This window comes from Promicromonospora vindobonensis (genome assembly GCF_042685865.1).
Lineage (GTDB): Bacteria > Actinomycetota > Actinomycetes > Actinomycetales > Cellulomonadaceae > Promicromonospora > Promicromonospora vindobonensis.
Genome location: NZ_JBHUOG010000002.1, coordinates 2,628,997 through 2,646,640, shown reverse-complemented (window position 1 = coordinate 2,646,640; position 17,644 = coordinate 2,628,997). Strand labels below are relative to the sequence as shown.

Below are 17,644 nucleotides of genomic sequence, written 5' to 3'. Positions count from 1 at the left end.
ACGTGCGGCGTCAGGGTACAGCCCGTGGGAACGACTGGGCTTCAGTGCGCGTTGAGAGGACGATGACTTCTGTGAGCACTCGTGCAGCAGCAGACGCAAGTACGTCGGTACCTTCGGGTGCCGGCGCAGCCGACCTGCCGTGGCAGCCGCCGACCTGGGAAGAGATCGTGCGCGAGCACTCAGCTCGCGTCTATCGGCTTGCCTACCGGCTGACCGGCAACAAACAGGATGCAGAGGACCTCACGCAGGAGACCTTCATCCGGGTGTTCCGCTCGTTGTCCAGCTACACGCCGGGCACGTTCGAGGGTTGGCTGCACCGCATCACCACCAACCTGTTCCTGGACGGCGCGCGCCGCAAGAAGCGCATCCGCATGGAGGCGATGGGCGACGACGACGGTCACGTCGCCGACACGGGTGACTTCGGTCGACCGGAGCGTGGGTACGAGCACGCCAACCTGGACCAGGACGTGCAGCGGGCGCTCGACGCCCTGCGACCCGAGTACCGCGCCGCCGTCGTGCTGTGCGACATCGAGGGCCTGAGCTACGAGGAGATCGCTGTGACTCTTGGCGTCAAGCTAGGAACAGTGCGTTCCCGCATCCACCGGGCCCGCGCCCAGCTCCGCGACGCATTGGAGCACCTGGCGCCCACGCGCGGAGGCGTGCGATGAGCCACCTCGGGGACCTGGTCAGTGCGCTGGCGGACGGCCAGCTCTCGCCTGCCGAGACGGAGCGGGCACTCTCCCACGTGACGATGTGCCGACTGTGCGCCCGTGAGCTGGACTCCGCTCGTGCGGCCCGGCGCGCGCTCTCGTCGGCGGCCGACGTGGTGCCGGACCCGGCGCTCACCGCGCGGCTGATGGCCCTCCAGGCGAGCATCCCGCCCACCTCCGACGACCCGCTGCGCCGTCCGTTCCTCGGCCCGGACCCGCTGTCCGTACCGGTGTGGCAGAACGCGGCGTTCGACGGAGGGGACGGGTTCGACGGCCGGCTCGACCGGCCCGCGCGCCGCCGTCGGGCCGTGCGGTTCACCGCGCTCGGTGTCGGTGGGGCGGGCGTGCTGGGGCTGGCCCTCTTCACGCTCGGCGACGTCCCCGTGGTGTCCCCGCAGCTCTCCGCGCAGACCAGCATGACCATGCTGGGGCGCACGGGCCCGGACGCGACGGCGGCGGGCCAGGACGTGCTCGCCACGCTCGACGTCGCTCCCGAGCAGCTCACGCCTGCCGCGCTCGACTGGGCCGCGGACAACGGCTGGGCGGCGCCCGCCGACCTGCCCGACGGGTACACGGTCTCGGCCATGCGCCTGGTGGGCGACCAGGGCCAGACGCTGGAGATCGACCTCGTCGGCCCGTCGGGCCACGCGGTGGTCCGCGAACGCCCGGGCCAGCTGGCCCCGAACGGCTCTGCCGCCCTCGGCGAGGTCCAGGTGCTGGCCTCCGAACCGGCCCATGTGGCCTGGCAGTCGGAAGACATGGTGGTCGACGTCGTGGCAGACGCGCCGGAGGAGGTGCTCACCGACCTCGTGGCATCGTTCGGTGAGCATGGCTACGATGCCGGGGTCCTGCCCCGCATCGCCCGCGGGTGGCACACCGTGACAGGAGCCATCGAAAGCCCATGACCGACGAGAACCCGTTCGCGCCGCCCACGCCGCGTGCAGCAGTGCCGTCCGCGAACGAGCCGAAGACGCCGGCCGCGGCTCCACGACCCGAACCAGCGCCCGACGTCGAGGCTGAGGCCGGGCCGTCCGCGGAGGGATCTGCCGACCAGCGCACCGAGCAGCTCCCTGCGTCGGGCTACCTGACCACCCTGCCCGCTCCGTCCCCGGGGACGCAGCCGCCGGACCCCTACGGACTCCACCCGACCCCGCACGCCGAGCCGCACGCCTCCGAGCCGCATGCCACGCAGCCGGCTGGCCGGACCAGGCGCAGCAGGTTCGGCGCGCGCGCGGTCTCCGCCGTCGTGCTGCTGGGGCTGATCGCGGGTGCGGGCGGCGGTGTCGCCGCCTTCAGCCTGCTGGACGGACAGAGCGGGGCTCGCCCGGCGGACGCCGCGCTGCCCGTGCCCGCAGGCGGCGCCGACCCGGTGCAGCGTCCCGAGGGCTCCGTCGCCGCCATCGCCGCGGCCGCGCTGCCCAGCGTGGTCTCGATCGAGGTGCGGGCCCAGCAGGGCGTCGCGACGGGATCGGGGATGATCCTCAAGGCCAACGGCTACATCCTGACGAACAACCACGTGGTCGCTGAGGCGGAGTCCGGTGCGGACGTCACCGTCACGTTCTCCGACGGCCACGAGCAGCCGGCCGAGCTCGTCGGTGCGACGCCCGACTACGACCTCGCGGTGATCCGGGTCGAGGAGGAAGGGCTGGAGCCGCTCATCCTCGGTGACTCCGACGACGTCGTGGTCGGCGACGCGGTGCTCGCCGTCGGCTCACCGCTCGGCCTCGAGGCCACTGTCACCACCGGGATCGTCAGCGCGCTGCATCGCCCGGTGAAGGCCGGCGAGGCCGCAGAGGCCGCCTTCATCGACGCCATCCAGACGGACGCCGCCATCAACCCCGGTAACTCGGGCGGGCCGCTCGTGAACTCCGCCGGCGAGGTGATCGGCATCAACTCGGCCATCGCGCAGGGGCCGGGCACCACAGCGGCCACCGGCAACATCGGGCTCGGCTTCGCCATCCCGTCCAACCAGGCGCGGCACACCGCCGAGCAGCTCATCGAGACGGGCACCGCGACGTTCCCGATCATCGGCGTGCTGCTCGATCCCAGCTACCAGGGCGAGGGTGTGCAGGTGTCCAAGGAGCCGCAGCAGGGCACGCCGGCCGTCACGCCGGGCGGCCCGGCCGACGAGGCGGGCATCGAGGCGGGCGACGTGATCCTCTCGATCGACGGCCGGCCGGTCTCGGTGGCCGACGAGCTCATCGTCGCCATCCGGGCCAAGGCCCCCGGTGAACCGGTCACGCTCAACGTGCGATCCGGTGGCGACGAGCGCGACGTCCGCGTGGTTCTCCAAGAGCAGTCGAGCGGCCAGTGAGCCGGGTTCATCGGGTGTTCTCCGGGCGGTCCCGCGACACGAGTAGGCTCTGAGCGTGTTCGGCATCAATGGCTGGGAGCTCGTGATCATTCTGGTGGTCGCGATGCTCGTCATCGGCCCGGAACGGTTACCCGTCTACGCGGAGCAGCTGGGCTCCCTCGTGCGGCGGGGCCGCGACCTGCTCCAGAACGCCAAGTCGCGCGTGGACGACGAGCTCGGGCCGGAGTTCAACGACGTCGACTGGTCCAAGCTCGACCCGCGCCAGTACGACCCGCGCAAGATCGTCAGGGACGCTCTCCTCGACGACAGCCCGCCCTCCTCGTACAAGGGGTCGGCCTCGGAGCGGGCCGCCGAGCGGAACGGCACGCCCCCTGCGCCGGCCGGGGCGTCCGCGGAACCAGGGAAGGCGCCGTACGACGACGAAGCGACCTGACGATTCGGTGAGCGCGCATGGACCTGCCAGAATGTTCGCCATGTCGTCCGAAACCTCGACCGCGGTGGGCACAGAGACATCTGCCGACCGCCCCACCCGGAAGCGCATATTTTCCGGGATGCAGCCCACCGACGGGTCACTCCACCTGGGTAACTACATCGGCGCGCTGTCTCAGTGGATCGCGCTGCAGGACTCCTACGACGCGCTCTACTGCGTCGTCGACCTGCACGCGCTCACGGTGAGCCCTGACCCGGCACTGCTGCGTGAGCGCACCCGGAGCACCGCCGCGCAGTACCTCGCCGGGGGTATCGACCCCGAGCGGTCGATCCTGTTCGTGCAGTCCCACGTGGCCGCGCACGCCGAGCTGGCGTGGCTGCTGAGCTGCCAGACGGGGTTCGGCGAGGCCGGTCGCATGACGCAGTTCAAGGACAAGTCGGCGAAGCAGGGCAGCGAGGGCACCACCGTCGGGCTCTTCACGTACCCGGTGCTGATGGCGGCCGACATCATGCTGTACGACGCGGGCCTCGTCCCCGTCGGCGAGGACCAGCGTCAGCACCTGGAGCTCACGCGCGACCTCGCGGAGCGGCTGAACACGCGTTTCGGTTCGGGCACCGCCGTCGTGCCGGACGCGCACATCGTCAAGGCCGTGGCGAAGATCCAGGACCTGCAGGACCCGAGCGCCAAGATGAGCAAGTCCAGCGCGGGCGGCAAGGGCGTCGTCTGGCTGCTGGAGGACCCGAAGAAGGCGGTCAAGGCCATCAAGTCGGCCGTCACCGACGCCGACGAGTCGTACGGCGTGCGGTTCGACCCCGCGGAGAAGCCTGGCATCTCGAACCTCCTGACGATCTTCTCGGCCGTGACAGGCCGCGACATCGACGAGATCGCCAAGGAGTACGACGGCCGCGGCTACGGCTACCTCAAGGTGGACCTGGCCGACGCCGTCGTCGCCTTCCTCGAGCCGTTCCAGGCCCGGGCCAACACCTACCTCGCGGACCCGGCCGAGCTGGACCGCGTGCTGGCCGACGGCGCCGACCGGGCGCGCGCGATCGCGAGCCCGGTGCTGGACCGGATGTACGAACGGTTCGGGCTGCTCCCCGCACGAGGCGTCCGGTGAACCTCCCCGAGCGGGGACCCGGTCAGGTCCGCATCGGGATCGCCATCGAGATCCCGGAGCCCTACGCCGCTGAGCTGAGCGCGGCGCGGGTGGCCGCCGAAGACCCGCTCGCAGACTTCATCCCCCCGCACATCACGCTGCTGGGGCCGACGCTGCTCGACGTGCACCAGCTCGCCGAGGCGCGGGACCACCTGGCCGCCGTCGCCGCCGCCGCGCCGCCGTTCACCGTGCAGCTGCGCGGCACGGCCACGTTCCGGCCGATCTCGCCGGTGGTGTTCGTCGCGCTGGCGCAGGGCATCTCCGAGTGCGAGCAGCTCGAGTCGAGCGTGCGGTCGGGGATCCTCGGCGGGGAGCTGCGGTTCAACTACCACCCGCACGTCACCATCGCGCACGAGGTGCCCGACGCGGCCCTCGACAAGGCGTTCGACGCGATGTCGGACTACTCCTGCGAGTTCGACGTCGACCGTTTCTACCAGTACGAGCACGGGGACGACGGCATCTGGCGCCCCCAGGCAGCGTTCCACCTCGGAGACTGAGGCGATCCAGGTCCCTGCCGCCCGGACGGGCCAGGAACCTGGATCGCGTCAGCCTGTCGGTGTCAGGTCAGTGGTTGACCTGGAACCAGGGCTGCGCCCAGCCCAGGTAGGTGTATCCCCACTCGTTCTCGACCTCCGCGATCGTGGCGTCGGAGATCTTGTTGTAGCCGTCGATGTCGTTGGAGACGAACGTTCCGCCGCCCACCGAGATCATCACGTGGCCGTACTCGCCGCCCCGGAAGAACGCCAGCCCGCCGGCGGGGACGCTCCTGTCACCGGCGTTCCGGTGCGTGGAGGGAATCTGGCCCCAGTGCACGATGGCGCTCGTGGAACCGCTGTTGGCGTGGCCGTAGGCGTTCGCGACGAACCGGTCGCAGTAGCCGCCCCATCCCGTCGCGCCGACCTGGTTGTTGGCCCAGGTCACCGCGCCCGCACAGCTCCGCGGGTTGCCGAAGGAGTTCTTGCAGGTCTCCGTCCGCAGCGGGGTGACGTCATGGGAGGCGTTGTTGTTCTTGACGGCGGCGGTCAGGTTGCGCTTGGCGCCCGCCGCGACGGTGTCCCAGGTCCCGCCGAAGTCGGAGTTGTAGTGGACGCGGACCTGGACGCCGGTGCGGTTCCACACGGACGCGGCGTTGTTCTTGATGCACTGGTCGTGCCCGGCCCTGCCTACCGTGCGGAAGACGTAGCAGGTGGCTGGGTCGGTGCCGTAGTCGGCGAGGTCGGCCGTGCCGTGGTCGGAGATCGACCCGCTGTTGTCGCTGTTGTAGTAGAAGCAGATCTCGCCGGTGTCGCAGACGCCGTCCCGGGTGGCGGCCTGCGCCGGCGCGGCGGTCAGGGTGCCCACCAGGAGGCTCCCCAGCATGGTGAGGATCACCACGAACCCGGTGGTGAGACGCCTTCTCAGCTGTTGCATGCTCGTCTCGCTCTCTGGTCCGGTGGGGTCAGGAGGTGGGGCAGCTGCTGGTACGGGCCAGGTTCCTGGTGCCGTAGTAGATCGGGTTGCCGCTGGCGAACGTGGCGCGGATGACGGCGCCGTCCTTCTTCTGCTCGTAGTGCAGGTGCGGTCCGGTGGAGCCGCCGGTCGAGCCGACCCGTCCGATCCACGACGTGGCGGTGACCTCCTGGCCCACCGAGACGTTGAAGCTCTGCAGGTGGGCGTACAGGGTCTGGTAGCCGCCGGCGTGGGTGATCACGATGTACTTGCCGTAGGAGCTGCCGCCGAGGTCACGCACCGTGGTCACCTCGCCGGGGGCCGACGAGTAGACCTTCCAGCCCTCGTCCGGGCTGTGGTTGAAGTCGACGGAGAGCTGAGGGCTGTGGTTGGTACGGGTCTGGGCGGACCAGGTCTCACCGCACGGGAACGGCACCTGGAAGGTGCCGGCGGTGCGCAGCGGGGTGACGTCGTGGGAGGCGTTGTTGTTCTTGACGGCGGCGGTCAGGTCCCGCTTGGCGCCCGCCGCGACGGTGTCCCACGTGCCGCCGAAGCCCGAGTTGAAGTGCACCCGGACCTGGACGCCCGTGCGGTTCCACACGGAAGCGACGTTGTTCTTGATGCACTGGTTGTAGCCGGCCCTGCCTGCCGTGCGGAACGCGTAGCACGTCGCCGGGTCCGTGCCGTAGTTGCCGAGGTCGGCCTTGCCGTGGTCGGAGATCGACCCGACGTTGTCGCTGTTGTAGTAGAAGCAGATCTCGCCGGTGTCGCAGACGCCGTCCCGGGTGGCAGCCTGCGCCGGCGCGGCGGTCAGGGTGCCCACCAGGAGGCTGCCCAGCAGTGTCAGGACCACGACGAACGCCGTGGCCATACGGTTCCTCACCTGTTCCATGTCGCTCCCTTGCTCGTTCCATACGGATCACGGGGGATACGGGCAAGAGTGTGCGCTCTGCTTCTTGCTTCGATCTATCTCCGACCTATGTCGGGGAGGGTTTCCGCACCATCACGGTGCGGGCGGGATGAGCAGCTCGACGTCGAGATCGCTCAGGAGCGACCGACAGCGGTCCTCCTCGTCCCACAGACCGGCCAGGTGGAAGAGCCGGGCCGCCTCGGTCAGCGCGAACCTGGCGCCCGACACGTCGGCCAGGTCGACGAGTACCGGCCCGCGCCGCAGCAGGGTCATGGCGGTGCAGCGCTCGTCGCCGAGATCGCGGAAGAGCGCGAGAGACCGCTCCAGATACGCGGCTGCCGGACCAGGCCGGCCCGACTCGTGCTCGAGTGAGCCGAGGTCCCGCAGGGTGACTGCCTCCCGGTGCACGTCGCCGCACTCCCTGGCGAGCCGCAGCGCCTCGTCGTACCACGGTCGCGCCTGGGCAGGCCTGCCCTGCGCCGCCAGCACCCTGCCGATGGACCCGCGCAGCAAGGATTCCTTCGGAGCGTCGCCGGTCTCGACCACGACGGCGAGTGCCGCGCGCACGCTGTCCTCCGCCTGGGCGAGGCGCCCGCGAAGGCGGTGGATCGTGCCGAGGCTCGCCAGGGCGAGCGCGGCGCCCATCGTCTGACCGGCGGACCGGTGGGAGGTGACCGAGCCCTGGAAGTGTCCGGCGGCCGCTTCGAGGTCGCCCGTGTAGACCAGCACCTGGCCCAGCCCGCGCAGCAGCTCTCCACGGTCCGCAGGGTCCAGGCCTGGGCACGTCAGCATGACCTCGTGACCGGTGCGCCAGTCGTCGTAGAGCGCCTGCTCGTCGTAGAAGCAGGCGAGGGCGCTGACGAGGCGCCGTCCCGGGCCGGCCAGCTCCCACTCCCGAGCGAGCCGCACGGCCGCCAGCAGGGCCTGGCGCTCCGCGGCGAGCCAGGCCGGTGCGTCGCCGTCGAGCTGCCGCGCGAGCAGCGCAACCGGGGAGGCGCCGTGCGCGCCGGGCTCGTCGAGCGGGTCGGCGTCGAGCGGGTCGAACAGGCTCGGCGGGCGGCCGGTGCGCTGGTGCCGGACGAGTCGTTCCCAGGTGCGCACCACACGCCGGACCGCCGCTCGGCACGTCCCGTCCCCGCGGTCGAGCGCTCGTTGGCGCGCGTGCGCCCGCACGAGGTCGTGCATCCGGTAGCGCGCCTGGCCCACGCCGTCCTGTCGGGCCGGTTGCAGCAGGCCTGCGTCGACCAGGAGGTCCAGCAGGCGTTCGTGGTCGGGCCGGTCCAGGAGCGCGCCCAGCACCCAGCCGGGCACGTCGTGCGGGCCGAGGAGCCCGAAGAGGTCGAACGCGAGCAGGGCTTCCGGGGGCAGCGAGGTGAGGGAGAGGTCGAGGCTGGCCCGGAGGTCGAGGTCGCCCAGCCGCATCTCGGCCAGGCGCCGCGACTCGTCGGAGAGCCGGAGGCGGAGCTGGCGCAGCGGCCAGGACGGCCGTCCGAGCAGCCTGCCGCCGATGATCCGGATCGACAGCGGGAGGTAGCCGCACAGCCGCACGATGGAGCGCGCCTCTGCCGGCTCCAGGTCGACCCGGTCCCGGCCGACGATCCGGGCGAGGAGCCGCTCGGCGTCGTCGGGCTGCAGCGTGTCGATGTGCAGGTGGCGGGCGCCGGGCAGGTCGGTGAGCGCGGAGCGGCCCGTGACGATCACCGTCGATGCGCCGTTCGGCGGGAGCAGGGGAACCACCTGGGCGGCGGTCGCCGCGTCGTCGAGCACGAGGAGCGTGCGGCGCTCGGCGAGCATCGACCGGAGCAGGGCCGAGCGCGCGGCCACCGAGCCAGGCAGCGGGTGTCCGAATCTGCCGAGCGAGTGCAGCATCGTCGCCAGGAGCTCGTCCGGCTCGCGGGGGCTCGGGGACGTCCCGGCGAGGTCGAGGTAGAGCTGCGTGTCGGGGTACCGGTGGCGGACCGACCGGGCCAGGTGCACGGCCAGCGTCGACTTGCCGGTCCCCGGCGCACCGTTCACCACCACGACGAGGGGCGCGTCGGGGGAGTCGTGCTCGTCGACGAAGGACTCGAGGGCCAGCATCTCCCGGGTGCGTCCCGCGAAGTCCGCCACGCCCGGCGGGAGCTGGCGGACCGGCGTCGCCGGCGTGGGCTCCGGGTCCGGCGGGTCGGACGGGGCGGGAGCCTGCGCCGTGGTCACCGCACCCGCCGACGACGTCGCCGGCGGCAGCTTCCGGTCCAGGATCTGCTGGTACACCGCCTGGGTGGTCCGGCTCGGGTCGGTCCCCAGCTCGTCGGTCAGGGTCTGGCGCAGCCTGCCGTACTCCTGGAGGGCCTCGGCCTCCCGCCCGGAGCGGTAGAGGGCGACCAGCAGGTGACGCCACAGGTCTTCCCGGAACGGGTGCCGGTCGACCTGCTCGTGCAGCTCGCCGATGACGTCGGCGTGCTCGCCGCACTCGATGCGAGCCTCCAGCCGGTGCTGCACCGCGGTCGCCCGCAGGTTCTCCAGGCGGAGGGACAGGGCCGTCGCGGCGCCGCCCGGCGGCAGGCCGTCGAACGGGTCTCCGCGCCACACCGACAGCGCCTCGCCCAGCGCCTCGGCGGACTCTTCGAGCCTGCCCGTCCGGAACATGTCGAGCCCCGCCTCGACACCGGAGGTGAACCGGCCGGCATCCACGCCGAGGGGCCCGACCGACAGCAGGTAGCCCTTGTCCGACCGCCGCAGCGCCGCGCCGTCGTCACCGTCGTGGAGGACCTGCCGGAGCTTGTGCACGCTGCCGTAGACCTGGGTCGGCGCGGACTTCGGCGCCCGGCCCTCCCAGACGTCGTCGATGATCTCGTCGACGGTCACGGGGCGAGGCGCTCGGGCGACGAGGCTGCCGAGCACAGCGCCTCCCCGGCCGGTCACCGGGTACCAGGCCCGGCCGTCGCTGATCTCCACAGGTCCCAGGATCCTGACGCGCATGGCAGAGCTCCATTCGTCCCCCACGTGGGCCGCCGACGTCGCCGCTGGCCTGACCAGCGTCGATAGATGCTAACGCGCGGGTGATTTGGCGCGCCTGCGGCGTGGCGCGCCGCCGGGAGCCGTCATCTGGTGTTTACGCCGGTGTCGCTGCTCGGCCGCGCCTGGTTCGCTCCCGACGCCGGCGACGTCGCTCGCCAACGGCCGAGAGCGGGCTCGCCGCATAGGCTCTGCGCAATGAGACGGTTGATCGAGGTCGGGCAGGCAGCCTGGGCCCGCTGGGAGGCGACACGCGCCGGCCGTGCGCTGGCCCGGTACGACCTCGCGAACGGGGCCGTGCTCTGTGGCGGCATGGCGTACGCCGCGCTGTTCTCCCTCTTCGCCGCCCTCACCATCGGTTACACGCTGTTCGTGCGAGTTCTCGGCGGCAACGCCGAGCTGCGGGAAGCAGTGCTCACCCAGGTGGACACCTGGATACCTGGGCTCGTGGACACCGGCGAGGGAGGCGTGCTCTCGCCGTCCGACCTGGTGCTCTCCACCGGCCTGAGCTGGACGTCCGTGGTCGCCGTCGCGGTGCTGCTCTGGTCCGCCACGAACTTCATGGGGGCTCTGCGCACCTCGGTGCGGGCGATGTTCGGGCTGACCGAGAACGGCAGCAACCCGGTGACCGAGCGCCTGCGTCAGCTCCTTGGCTTCGTGCTGCTCGGCGTCGGCGTGCTGGTCACGGCGGCCGCGAGCGTCGCGGTCTCGGTCGCGGTCCCATGGACGCTCGAGAGTCTCGGGCTGGAGGGCCCTGCGGTGTCGTTCGGCGTGCGGGCCGGCGGAGCCCTGGTCACCCTCGCGCTCGACGCGGCGGTCGTCGCCGCCGTCGTGCGCTACGTGGGCGGGATGCACGTGCCTCTGCGGGACCTGCTGACCGGATCGCTCGCCGTCGGCATCGTTGCAGGCGTGCTCCGCTATCTCGGTACCGAGATCATCACGACGGCGGCAGCCCGCAACGCCCTGCTGGCTTCCTTCGCGGTGGTCGTCACGGTCCTGGTCCTGGTCAACCTCCTGGCACGAGTCCTCCTCCTGGCCACCGCCTGGATGTCCCAGTCCAAGGCCCTGACCGACGCCGAGACCCGCCCGGAGACCGACACCCCCGCCGCCTCCGCCGCCCCCGCACCAACGTCCCCTGCCCCGGCGAGCGACGGCTGAGGCAAGCCGACAGCAGAGCCGAGGGCGGGGACAGTGGCGGCCGGCCGTCAAGCCGTAGCGGAGCGCCCCCTGGGGCGCGTGAGCGAGGCCGGCCGCCACTGTCCCCGCCCTCGGCGGGAGCGAGCGAGGAAGAGCTCAGAACGCGCGAGTAACCATGGCGCGCTTGACCTCCTGGATTGCCTTCGTGACCTCGATGCCCCGCGGGCACGCCTCGGTGCAGTTGAAGGTCGTGCGGCACCGCCACACGCCCTCCTTGTCGTTGAGGATCTCCAGGCGCTGCGACCCGCCCTCGTCACGGCTGTCGAAGATGAAGCGGTGCGCGTTCACGATCGCGGCCGGGCCGAAGTACTGGCCGTCCGTCCAGAACACCGGGCAGGACGACGTGCACGCGGCGCACAGGATGCACTTGGTGGTGTCGTCGAACCGGGCGCGGTCCTCGGGGGACTGGTAGCGCTCCTTGGAGGGCTCGTTCCCCGTGGTGATGAGGAACGGCATGATCTCGCGGTAGGAGGCGAAGAACGGCTCCATGTCGACGACGAGGTCCTTGATCACTGGCAGGCCCTTGATGGGCTCGACGGTGATCGGCTTGTCCGGGTTGACGTCCTTGAGCAGCGTCTTGCAGGCCAGACGGTTGCGGCCGTTGATCCGCACCGCGTCCGAGCCGCAGACACCGTGCGCACAGGACCGGCGGAACGTGAGCGAACCGTCCATGTCCCACTTGATCTTGTGCAGGGCGTCGAGCACCCGGTCGGTGCCGTGGGCCTCGACCGTGAAGTCCTCCCAGGTCGGCTCCTCGGACACCTCGGGGTTGAACCGCCGGACCCGCAGCGTGACCGTGAACGAGGGGATCTCGCCCGCGGATGACGGTGCGGCGGCTTCGAGAGTTGCAGTCATCAGTACTTACGCTCCATCGGCTCGTACCGGGTCTGGATAACGGGCTTGGAGCCCAGGACGACCTTGTAGCCGTCGAACTCCTCGACGTGGTCGAAGTAGCCCTCGATGTGGCCTTCGGCCTGGTCCGACGCCTCGGGCGGACGACGGTAGGCCATCGTGTGCAGCATGTAGTGGGCGTCGTCGCGGTTCGGGTAGTCCTCGCGGTAGTGACCGCCGCGGGACTCCTTGCGGTTGATGGCCGCGACCACGGTGACCTCGGCGATGTCGAGCAGGAAGCCCAGCTCGATGGCCTCGAGGAGGTCCGTGTTGAACAGCTTGCCCTTGTCCTGCACCGACGCGTTGCGGTACCGCTTCTGCAGCGCACGGATGTCGGTGAGGGCCTCGTTCAGCGAGTCGCCCGTGCGGAACACCTGGGCGTTGAGGTCCATGGTGTCCTGGAGCGCCTTGCGGATGTCCGCGACGCGCTCGCCGTCGGGCCGGTTGCGCATCTCGTCGAGCTGCGCGATCACGCGGACCGTCGGGTCCTCCGGCAGCTCGTGGAACGACGCGGTCTTCGCGTACTCGGCGGCCGCTCGACCCGAGCGCTTGCCGAACACGTTGATGTCGAGCAGCGAGTTGGTACCGAGCCGGTTGGAGCCGTGCACGGACACGCACGCGACCTCGCCGGCGGCGTAGAGGCCCTTGACCACGTTGACGCCGTCGCGGAGCACCTCGCCCTTGACGTTGGTCGGCACGCCGCCCATGGCGTAGTGCGCCGTCGGGTACACCGGCACGGGCTCCGTGTAGGGCTCGATGCCGAGGTAGGTGCGTGCGAACTCGGTGATGTCCGGGAGCTTCGCGTCGATGTGCGCGGGCTCAAGGTGCGTCAGGTCGAGGAGCACGTAGTCCTTGTTCGGACCGGCGCCACGTCCCTCGCGCACCTCGTTCGCCATGGACCGGGCCACGATGTCGCGCGGCGCGAGGTCCTTGATGGTGGGGGCGTAGCGCTCCATGAAGCGCTCGCCCTCGGAGTTGCGCAGGATCCCGCCCTCGCCGCGGGCGGCCTCCGACAGGAGGATGCCGAGGCCCGCGAGACCTGTCGGGTGGAACTGGAAGAACTCCATGTCCTCCAGCGGCAGGCCGCGGCGGTACGCCAGGGCCATGCCGTCACCGGTCAGGGTGTGCGCGTTCGAGGTGGTCTTGAAGATCTTGCCGGCACCGCCGGTGGCGAAGATGATCGACTTGGCCTGGAACACGTGGAGCTCACCGGTGGCCAGGTCGTAGGCGACGACGCCGGTCGCGTTGACCTCCTCGCCCGCCGCGATCTCCTCGGTGGTGAGGTCGTGGTCCGTGATGAGGTCAAGGACGTAGAACTCGTTGAAGAACTCCACCTCCTGCTTGACGCAGTTCTGGTAGAGCGTCTGGAGGATCATGTGACCGGTGCGGTCGGCGGCGTAGCACGCGCGGCGCACGGCGGACTGGCCGTGGTCACGGGTGTGCCCGCCGAAGCGGCGCTGGTCGATCTTGCCCTCGGGGGTGCGGTTGAACGGGAGGCCCATCCGCTCCAGGTCGAGGACCGACTCGATGGCCTCCTTGGCGAGGATCTCCGCCGCGTCCTGGTCGACGAGGTAGTCGCCGCCCTTGACCGTGTCGAACGTGTGCCACTCCCAGTTGTCGTCCTCGACGTTCGCGAGGGCTGCCGCCATACCGCCCTGGGCGGCACCGGTGTGGGAGCGGGTGGGGTACAGCTTGGAGATCACCGCGGTGCGGGCCTCCTTCGACGACTCGAGGGCGGCACGCATGCCTGCGCCGCCGGCGCCGACGATGACAACGTCGTACTGATGGGTCTGCATCGGGCTCGATGCCTCCTGCTGAAGAGTTTCGGAGTGTGGGGCTGGGGGACGTGCGGGGGTGCTATGCCGTGCAGAAGGAGGCGAGCAGGTGCGCGGGAGCGTCGGCCGGGCACGCGTCGAACGTGAAGATCACCAGGGTGCCGAGCACGACCACGACGGTGAACGCCAGGAGGAGCAGGCCCTTGAGGATGCCGCGCGTCAGGTCCCGGGTGGCGTAGTCGTTGATGATGGTGCGCACGCCGTTGGTGCCGTGGATCATGGCGAGCCACAGCATGAGGAGGTCCCAGACCTGCCACATGGGGTTCGACCACTTGCCGCCCACGAAGGCGAAGTCGATGGCGTGCACGCCCTCGCCGACCATCAGGTTCACGAAGAGGTGGCCGAAGATGAGGACGAGCAGCACGACGCCGGACGCCCGCATGAAGACCCAGGAGTACAGCTCGTAGTTGCCGCGCGTCGTCTTGCGGCGCACGTAGGGGGAGCGGGGGGACGCGACCTTTGCCACCGCTGCGGTTCCGTTCGCCATCAGTGACCCCCGGTGAAGACGTTGATGAGGTGCCGCGGCAGGAAGCCCGCCATGGTCACGACGAAGAGACCGGCGACCACCCAGAGCATCGTCTTCTGGTACTTGGGGCCCTTGGCCCAGAAGTCCACCAGGAGGATGCGGATGCCGTTGAATGCGTGGAAGACGATCGCGGCCACGAGGCCTGCCTCGCCGATCCCCATGATCGGTGTCTGGTACGTGCCGATTGCTGCGTTGTACGCCTCGGGAGACACGCGCACCAGCGCTGTGTCGAGCACGTGCACGAGCAAGAAGAAGAAGATCAGCACGCCGGTCACGCGGTGCGCGACCCATGACCACATGCCTTCACGGCCGCGGTATAACGTGCCTGCTGGTGCGGTGGGCACTTCGGGAGCCTCCTATGGCTGAAACGGCAGGGGGTGGCTGGCACCCACTGTAATGACAACTGGTCGCCTCGATCGCCGCCCAGCGGCGCTTACGGGCATCAAGACACGGCATTTGTGACTGATCCCACAGGGGAGATGTCGTCGCTTCCGGCACCCGTCAGGTTGCTCGCGCGTTGCTACGGGAGCCCGCCGCTCGCCTGGCCTGAGCTCGGCGGGCTATCGCTGCGGGAAGGTCGTCCTACTGGCATCCTGCGGGGCATGACTTCGGCCGCCGCTCCATCGTCCCCGATCGACGACTTCTTCGCAGTGGTTCCCGCCGGTGGGTCCGGCACCCGGCTCTGGCCGCTCTCGCGCGGCGGGGAGCCCAAGTTCCTGCACGACCTCGTCGGCTCCGGCATGTCGTTGCTGCAGGCGACGGAGCACCGGCTGCGCCCGCTCGCCGGGCCGGACGGCGTCATCCTGGTCACCGGTGAGCAGCACGTGGCCGCCTGCCGCGCCCAGCTCCCTGGGCTGTCTGAATCGGCCGTGCTCGCCGAGCCGTCGCCGCGCGAGTCCATGGCGGCGATCGGCCTGGCCGCCGCGGTGCTGGAGAAGCGGCACGGCGACGTCGTCATCGGGTCCTTCGCCGCCGACCATGTGATTCATGGCACTCGGGCGTTCGACCTGGCGGTCCGCGAGGCGGTGGCCGCAGCGCGTGCCGGCTACGTGACGACCGTCGGGATCGCCGCCTCCCGGCCGTCGGTGGCGTTCGGGTACGTGCGCTCGGGAGAGCCGCTCGGGGTGGAGGGCGCCCCGCACACCCTGCACGTGCGCGGGTTCACGGAGAAGCCGGACGCCGCGACGGCGCGGCTCTACCTGGCGTCGGGCGAATACCGGTGGAACGCGGGCATGTTCGTCTCGCGCACCTCGGTGCTGCTGGGGCACCTCGCCGAGCAGCGGCCGGAGCTGCACGACTCGCTGCGGCTCGTCGCGGACGCGTGGGACACCTCGCGGCGCGCGGCGGTGCTCGCGGACGTGTGGCCAGGCCTGGAGAAGATCGCCATCGACCACGCGGTGGCCGAGCCGGTGGCGGCGGCGGGCGGCGTCGCCGTCGTGCCGGGGACGTTCGGCTGGGACGACGTCGGGGACTACAACTCGCTCGCCGTCCTCCTGCCGTCCGACGACGACAGCGGCGCCAAGGTGCTCGGCAACCCCGCCGACGTGCTCCGCATCGACAGCGCGGGCTCGGTGGTGGTCCCTGCGTCGGGCCGGCTGGTGACGGTGCTCGGGCTGGACGACGTCGTCGTCGTCGACACGCCTGACGCGCTGCTCGTCACGACCCGTGCCCGTGCCCAGCAGGTGAAGAACGTGGTGGAGGCGGTGCGGGCGCTCGGCCGGGAGGACCTGCTCTGAGGTCACCGGGTTGACCTGTTATGTCTGACACGTGGGAGTACGGGTCTCACGGGCGTCCGTATGGTGGGACGGATGGTCCACCATCGTGTCTCGCGGGCCGGACAGCGATACCGTGGTCGGGTGAACCCGACCCAGCCGCCCGTCAATCTCGCCGACTTCGATCTGATCGTTTCGAACGACCAGATGCCGGTGGGCGACGTGCCCGGAGGGAACGCCACGGAGGTCGTCGCAGGCCTGGCCGCTCGCGTCGGTGAGCTGGCCGAGATCCTCGACCCCGAGCTCATCGCGTTCCGCCGCGACGTGCACGCCCACCCCGAGCTGTCCCGCAAGGAGACACGCACGACCCACGCCGTCGCCGAGCGGCTCCGGGCTGCCGGCCTCGAGCCGCGCCTGCTGCCGATCGGTTCCGGCCTGGTCTGCGACATCGGCCCCGACCGTGGTCCGGACGGCGAGGGCCGGGTCGGCCTGCGCGCCGACCTCGACGCCCTCCCGCTGCAGGAGACCAGCGGGGTGGAGTTCACGTCGACCGAGCCGGGCGTCGCCCACGCCTGCGGGCACGACGTGCACACGACAGTGGTGCTCGGCGCCGGCCTGGTGCTCGCGCGGCTCGCGGAGGAAGGGCGGCTGCGGCGCGGCGTCCGGCTGTTCTTCCAGCCGGCCGAGGAGGTGTTCCCCGGCGGCGCCGAGGACATCATCAACCGCACCTCCGAGCTCGACGGCGTCGACCGGATGGCGGCGCTGCACTGCGACCCGAAGTTCGACGTCGGGCACGTCGGCACCCGCATCGGGCCGATCACCTCGGCCAGCGACTCCGTGATGGTGACCATCTCGTCGCCCGGCGGGCACACGTCCCGCCCGCACCTCACCGGCGACGTCGTGTTCGCGCTCGGCCAGGTCATCACCCAGACGCCGGGCGTGCTGGGCCGCCGGCTCGACCCGCGCTCCGGCGTCAACCTGACGTGGGGCGCGGTCCAGGCGGGCTCGACACCCAATGCGATCCCGTCCACCGGCGTCGTCAAGGGCACGCTGCGCTGCCTCGACGTGCGGGCATGGGAGAAGGCGGGCGAGCTGGTCCGCGAGGCGGTCGAGCAGATCGTGGCCCCGTACCAGGTCAGCGTGTCGGTGACCGTGACGCACGGCGTGCCGCCGGTCGAGAACCAGGCAGCTGCCACGTGCGATCTCGAGGACGCGGTCCGGGACGCAGTGGGCTCCGACGCCGTCCAGCTGACCGAGCAGTCGATGGGTGGCGAGGACTTCGCCTGGTTCCTGCGCAAGGTGCCCGGCACCATGGCCCGCCTCGGGGTGCGCACTCCCGGCGGCCGCACCTACGACCTGCACCAGGGCGACCTCGTCGTGGACGAGCGCGCGATCGGCGTCGGCGTGCGGGCGCTTGCCCAGTTTGCGGCGAGCTGACCGCTGGATGTTCCTGTCTATGACGCTTCGGTAACGACTTACTCCGGTTACCGTCTCGAAACGCGAAATGCAGGATGCGCTGGCTACCCTCGGTGCGGTAT

At 70.8% G+C, this 17,644-nt stretch carries 16 protein-coding genes; 9 read left to right on the top strand and 7 right to left on the bottom strand.

The window, feature by feature from the left end; translation table 11 throughout:
• Positions 1–62: 62 nt before the first annotated feature.
• The 6 genes from sigE to ACFS27_RS25045 are packed head-to-tail and all read left to right on the top strand — an operon-like array spanning position 63 to position 5,107.
• Positions 63–668, top strand: a complete 606-nt coding sequence (gene sigE / locus ACFS27_RS25070; protein WP_377189158.1) for an RNA polymerase sigma factor SigE — start codon at positions 63–65, stop codon at positions 666–668.
• Positions 665–1,615: a zf-HC2 domain-containing protein gene (locus ACFS27_RS25065; RefSeq protein WP_377189155.1), complete on the top strand. Its 951-nt coding sequence runs from the start codon at positions 665–667 to the stop codon at positions 1,613–1,615. The genes sigE and ACFS27_RS25065 overlap by 4 nt, the downstream gene beginning before the upstream one ends.
• Entirely contained in the window at positions 1,612–3,024 is a 1,413-nt protein-coding gene (locus ACFS27_RS25060) for a S1C family serine protease (RefSeq protein WP_377189152.1), read from the top strand. The genes ACFS27_RS25065 and ACFS27_RS25060 overlap by 4 nt, the downstream gene beginning before the upstream one ends.
• A gap of 55 nt (positions 3,025–3,079) precedes the next feature.
• Positions 3,080–3,457, top strand: a complete 378-nt coding sequence (locus ACFS27_RS25055; RefSeq protein WP_377189149.1) for a twin-arginine translocase TatA/TatE family subunit — start codon at positions 3,080–3,082, stop codon at positions 3,455–3,457.
• Positions 3,458–3,497: 40 nt separating this feature from the next.
• Positions 3,498–4,571: a tryptophan--tRNA ligase gene (gene trpS, locus ACFS27_RS25050; protein WP_377189146.1), complete on the top strand. Its 1,074-nt coding sequence runs from the start codon at positions 3,498–3,500 to the stop codon at positions 4,569–4,571.
• A complete protein-coding gene (locus tag ACFS27_RS25045; RefSeq protein WP_377189143.1) occupies positions 4,568–5,107 on the top strand; it encodes a 2'-5' RNA ligase family protein in 540 nt (179 codons plus the stop codon). The genes trpS and ACFS27_RS25045 overlap by 4 nt, the downstream gene beginning before the upstream one ends.
• Positions 5,108–5,174: 67 nt before the next feature.
• Here ACFS27_RS25045 and ACFS27_RS25040 read toward each other — a convergent pair whose 3' ends face one another.
• From ACFS27_RS25040 to ACFS27_RS25030, 3 genes are all read right to left on the bottom strand, one after another.
• Positions 5,175–6,020 carry a peptidase inhibitor family I36 protein gene (locus tag ACFS27_RS25040; protein ID WP_377189140.1) on the bottom strand — a complete coding sequence of 282 codons (846 nt, stop codon included), beginning with the start codon at positions 6,018–6,020 and terminating at the stop codon, positions 5,175–5,177.
• A gap of 28 nt (positions 6,021–6,048) precedes the next feature.
• Complete coding sequence (locus ACFS27_RS25035) at positions 6,049–6,930, bottom strand: peptidoglycan DD-metalloendopeptidase family protein (protein ID WP_377189137.1); 882 nt, start codon at positions 6,928–6,930, stop codon at positions 6,049–6,051.
• A 111-nt stretch (positions 6,931–7,041) separates the two neighbouring features.
• Entirely contained in the window at positions 7,042–9,909 is a 2,868-nt protein-coding gene (locus tag ACFS27_RS25030) for an AfsR/SARP family transcriptional regulator (RefSeq protein WP_377189134.1), read from the bottom strand.
• A 234-nt stretch (positions 9,910–10,143) separates the two neighbouring features.
• Between ACFS27_RS25030 and ACFS27_RS25025 the strand changes: the two genes are divergently transcribed.
• On the top strand, positions 10,144–11,103 hold the full coding sequence (locus ACFS27_RS25025) for a YihY/virulence factor BrkB family protein (protein WP_377189131.1): 960 nt from the start codon (positions 10,144–10,146) through the stop codon (positions 11,101–11,103).
• Positions 11,104–11,238: 135 nt separating this feature from the next.
• Here ACFS27_RS25025 and ACFS27_RS25020 read toward each other — a convergent pair whose 3' ends face one another.
• The 4 genes from ACFS27_RS25020 to sdhC form a co-directional block, all read right to left on the bottom strand.
• A complete protein-coding gene (locus ACFS27_RS25020; protein WP_377189128.1) occupies positions 11,239–11,997 on the bottom strand; it encodes a succinate dehydrogenase iron-sulfur subunit in 759 nt (252 codons plus the stop codon).
• Positions 11,997–13,829, bottom strand: coding sequence for a succinate dehydrogenase flavoprotein subunit (sdhA, locus tag ACFS27_RS25015; protein ID WP_377189126.1), 1,833 nt, complete (start codon positions 13,827–13,829; stop codon positions 11,997–11,999). Before sdhA ends, ACFS27_RS25020 begins: the two co-directional genes overlap by 1 nt.
• A gap of 61 nt (positions 13,830–13,890) precedes the next feature.
• Positions 13,891–14,355 (bottom strand): succinate dehydrogenase hydrophobic membrane anchor subunit, encoded by a 465-nt coding sequence (locus ACFS27_RS25010; protein WP_377189123.1) that lies wholly within the window; start codon positions 14,353–14,355, stop codon positions 13,891–13,893.
• Positions 14,355–14,738 (bottom strand): succinate dehydrogenase, cytochrome b556 subunit, encoded by a 384-nt coding sequence (sdhC, locus tag ACFS27_RS25005; RefSeq protein WP_377189120.1) that lies wholly within the window; start codon positions 14,736–14,738, stop codon positions 14,355–14,357. Before sdhC ends, ACFS27_RS25010 begins: the two co-directional genes overlap by 1 nt.
• A 258-nt stretch (positions 14,739–14,996) precedes the next feature.
• Between sdhC and ACFS27_RS25000 the strand changes: the two genes are divergently transcribed.
• A complete protein-coding gene (locus ACFS27_RS25000; protein ID WP_377189118.1) occupies positions 14,997–16,130 on the top strand; it encodes a mannose-1-phosphate guanylyltransferase in 1,134 nt (377 codons plus the stop codon).
• A 183-nt stretch (positions 16,131–16,313) separates the two neighbouring features.
• Positions 16,314–17,543, top strand: coding sequence for an amidohydrolase (locus ACFS27_RS24995; RefSeq protein ID WP_377191174.1), 1,230 nt, complete (start codon positions 16,314–16,316; stop codon positions 17,541–17,543).
• The last annotated feature ends 101 nt before the right edge of the window (positions 17,544–17,644 follow it).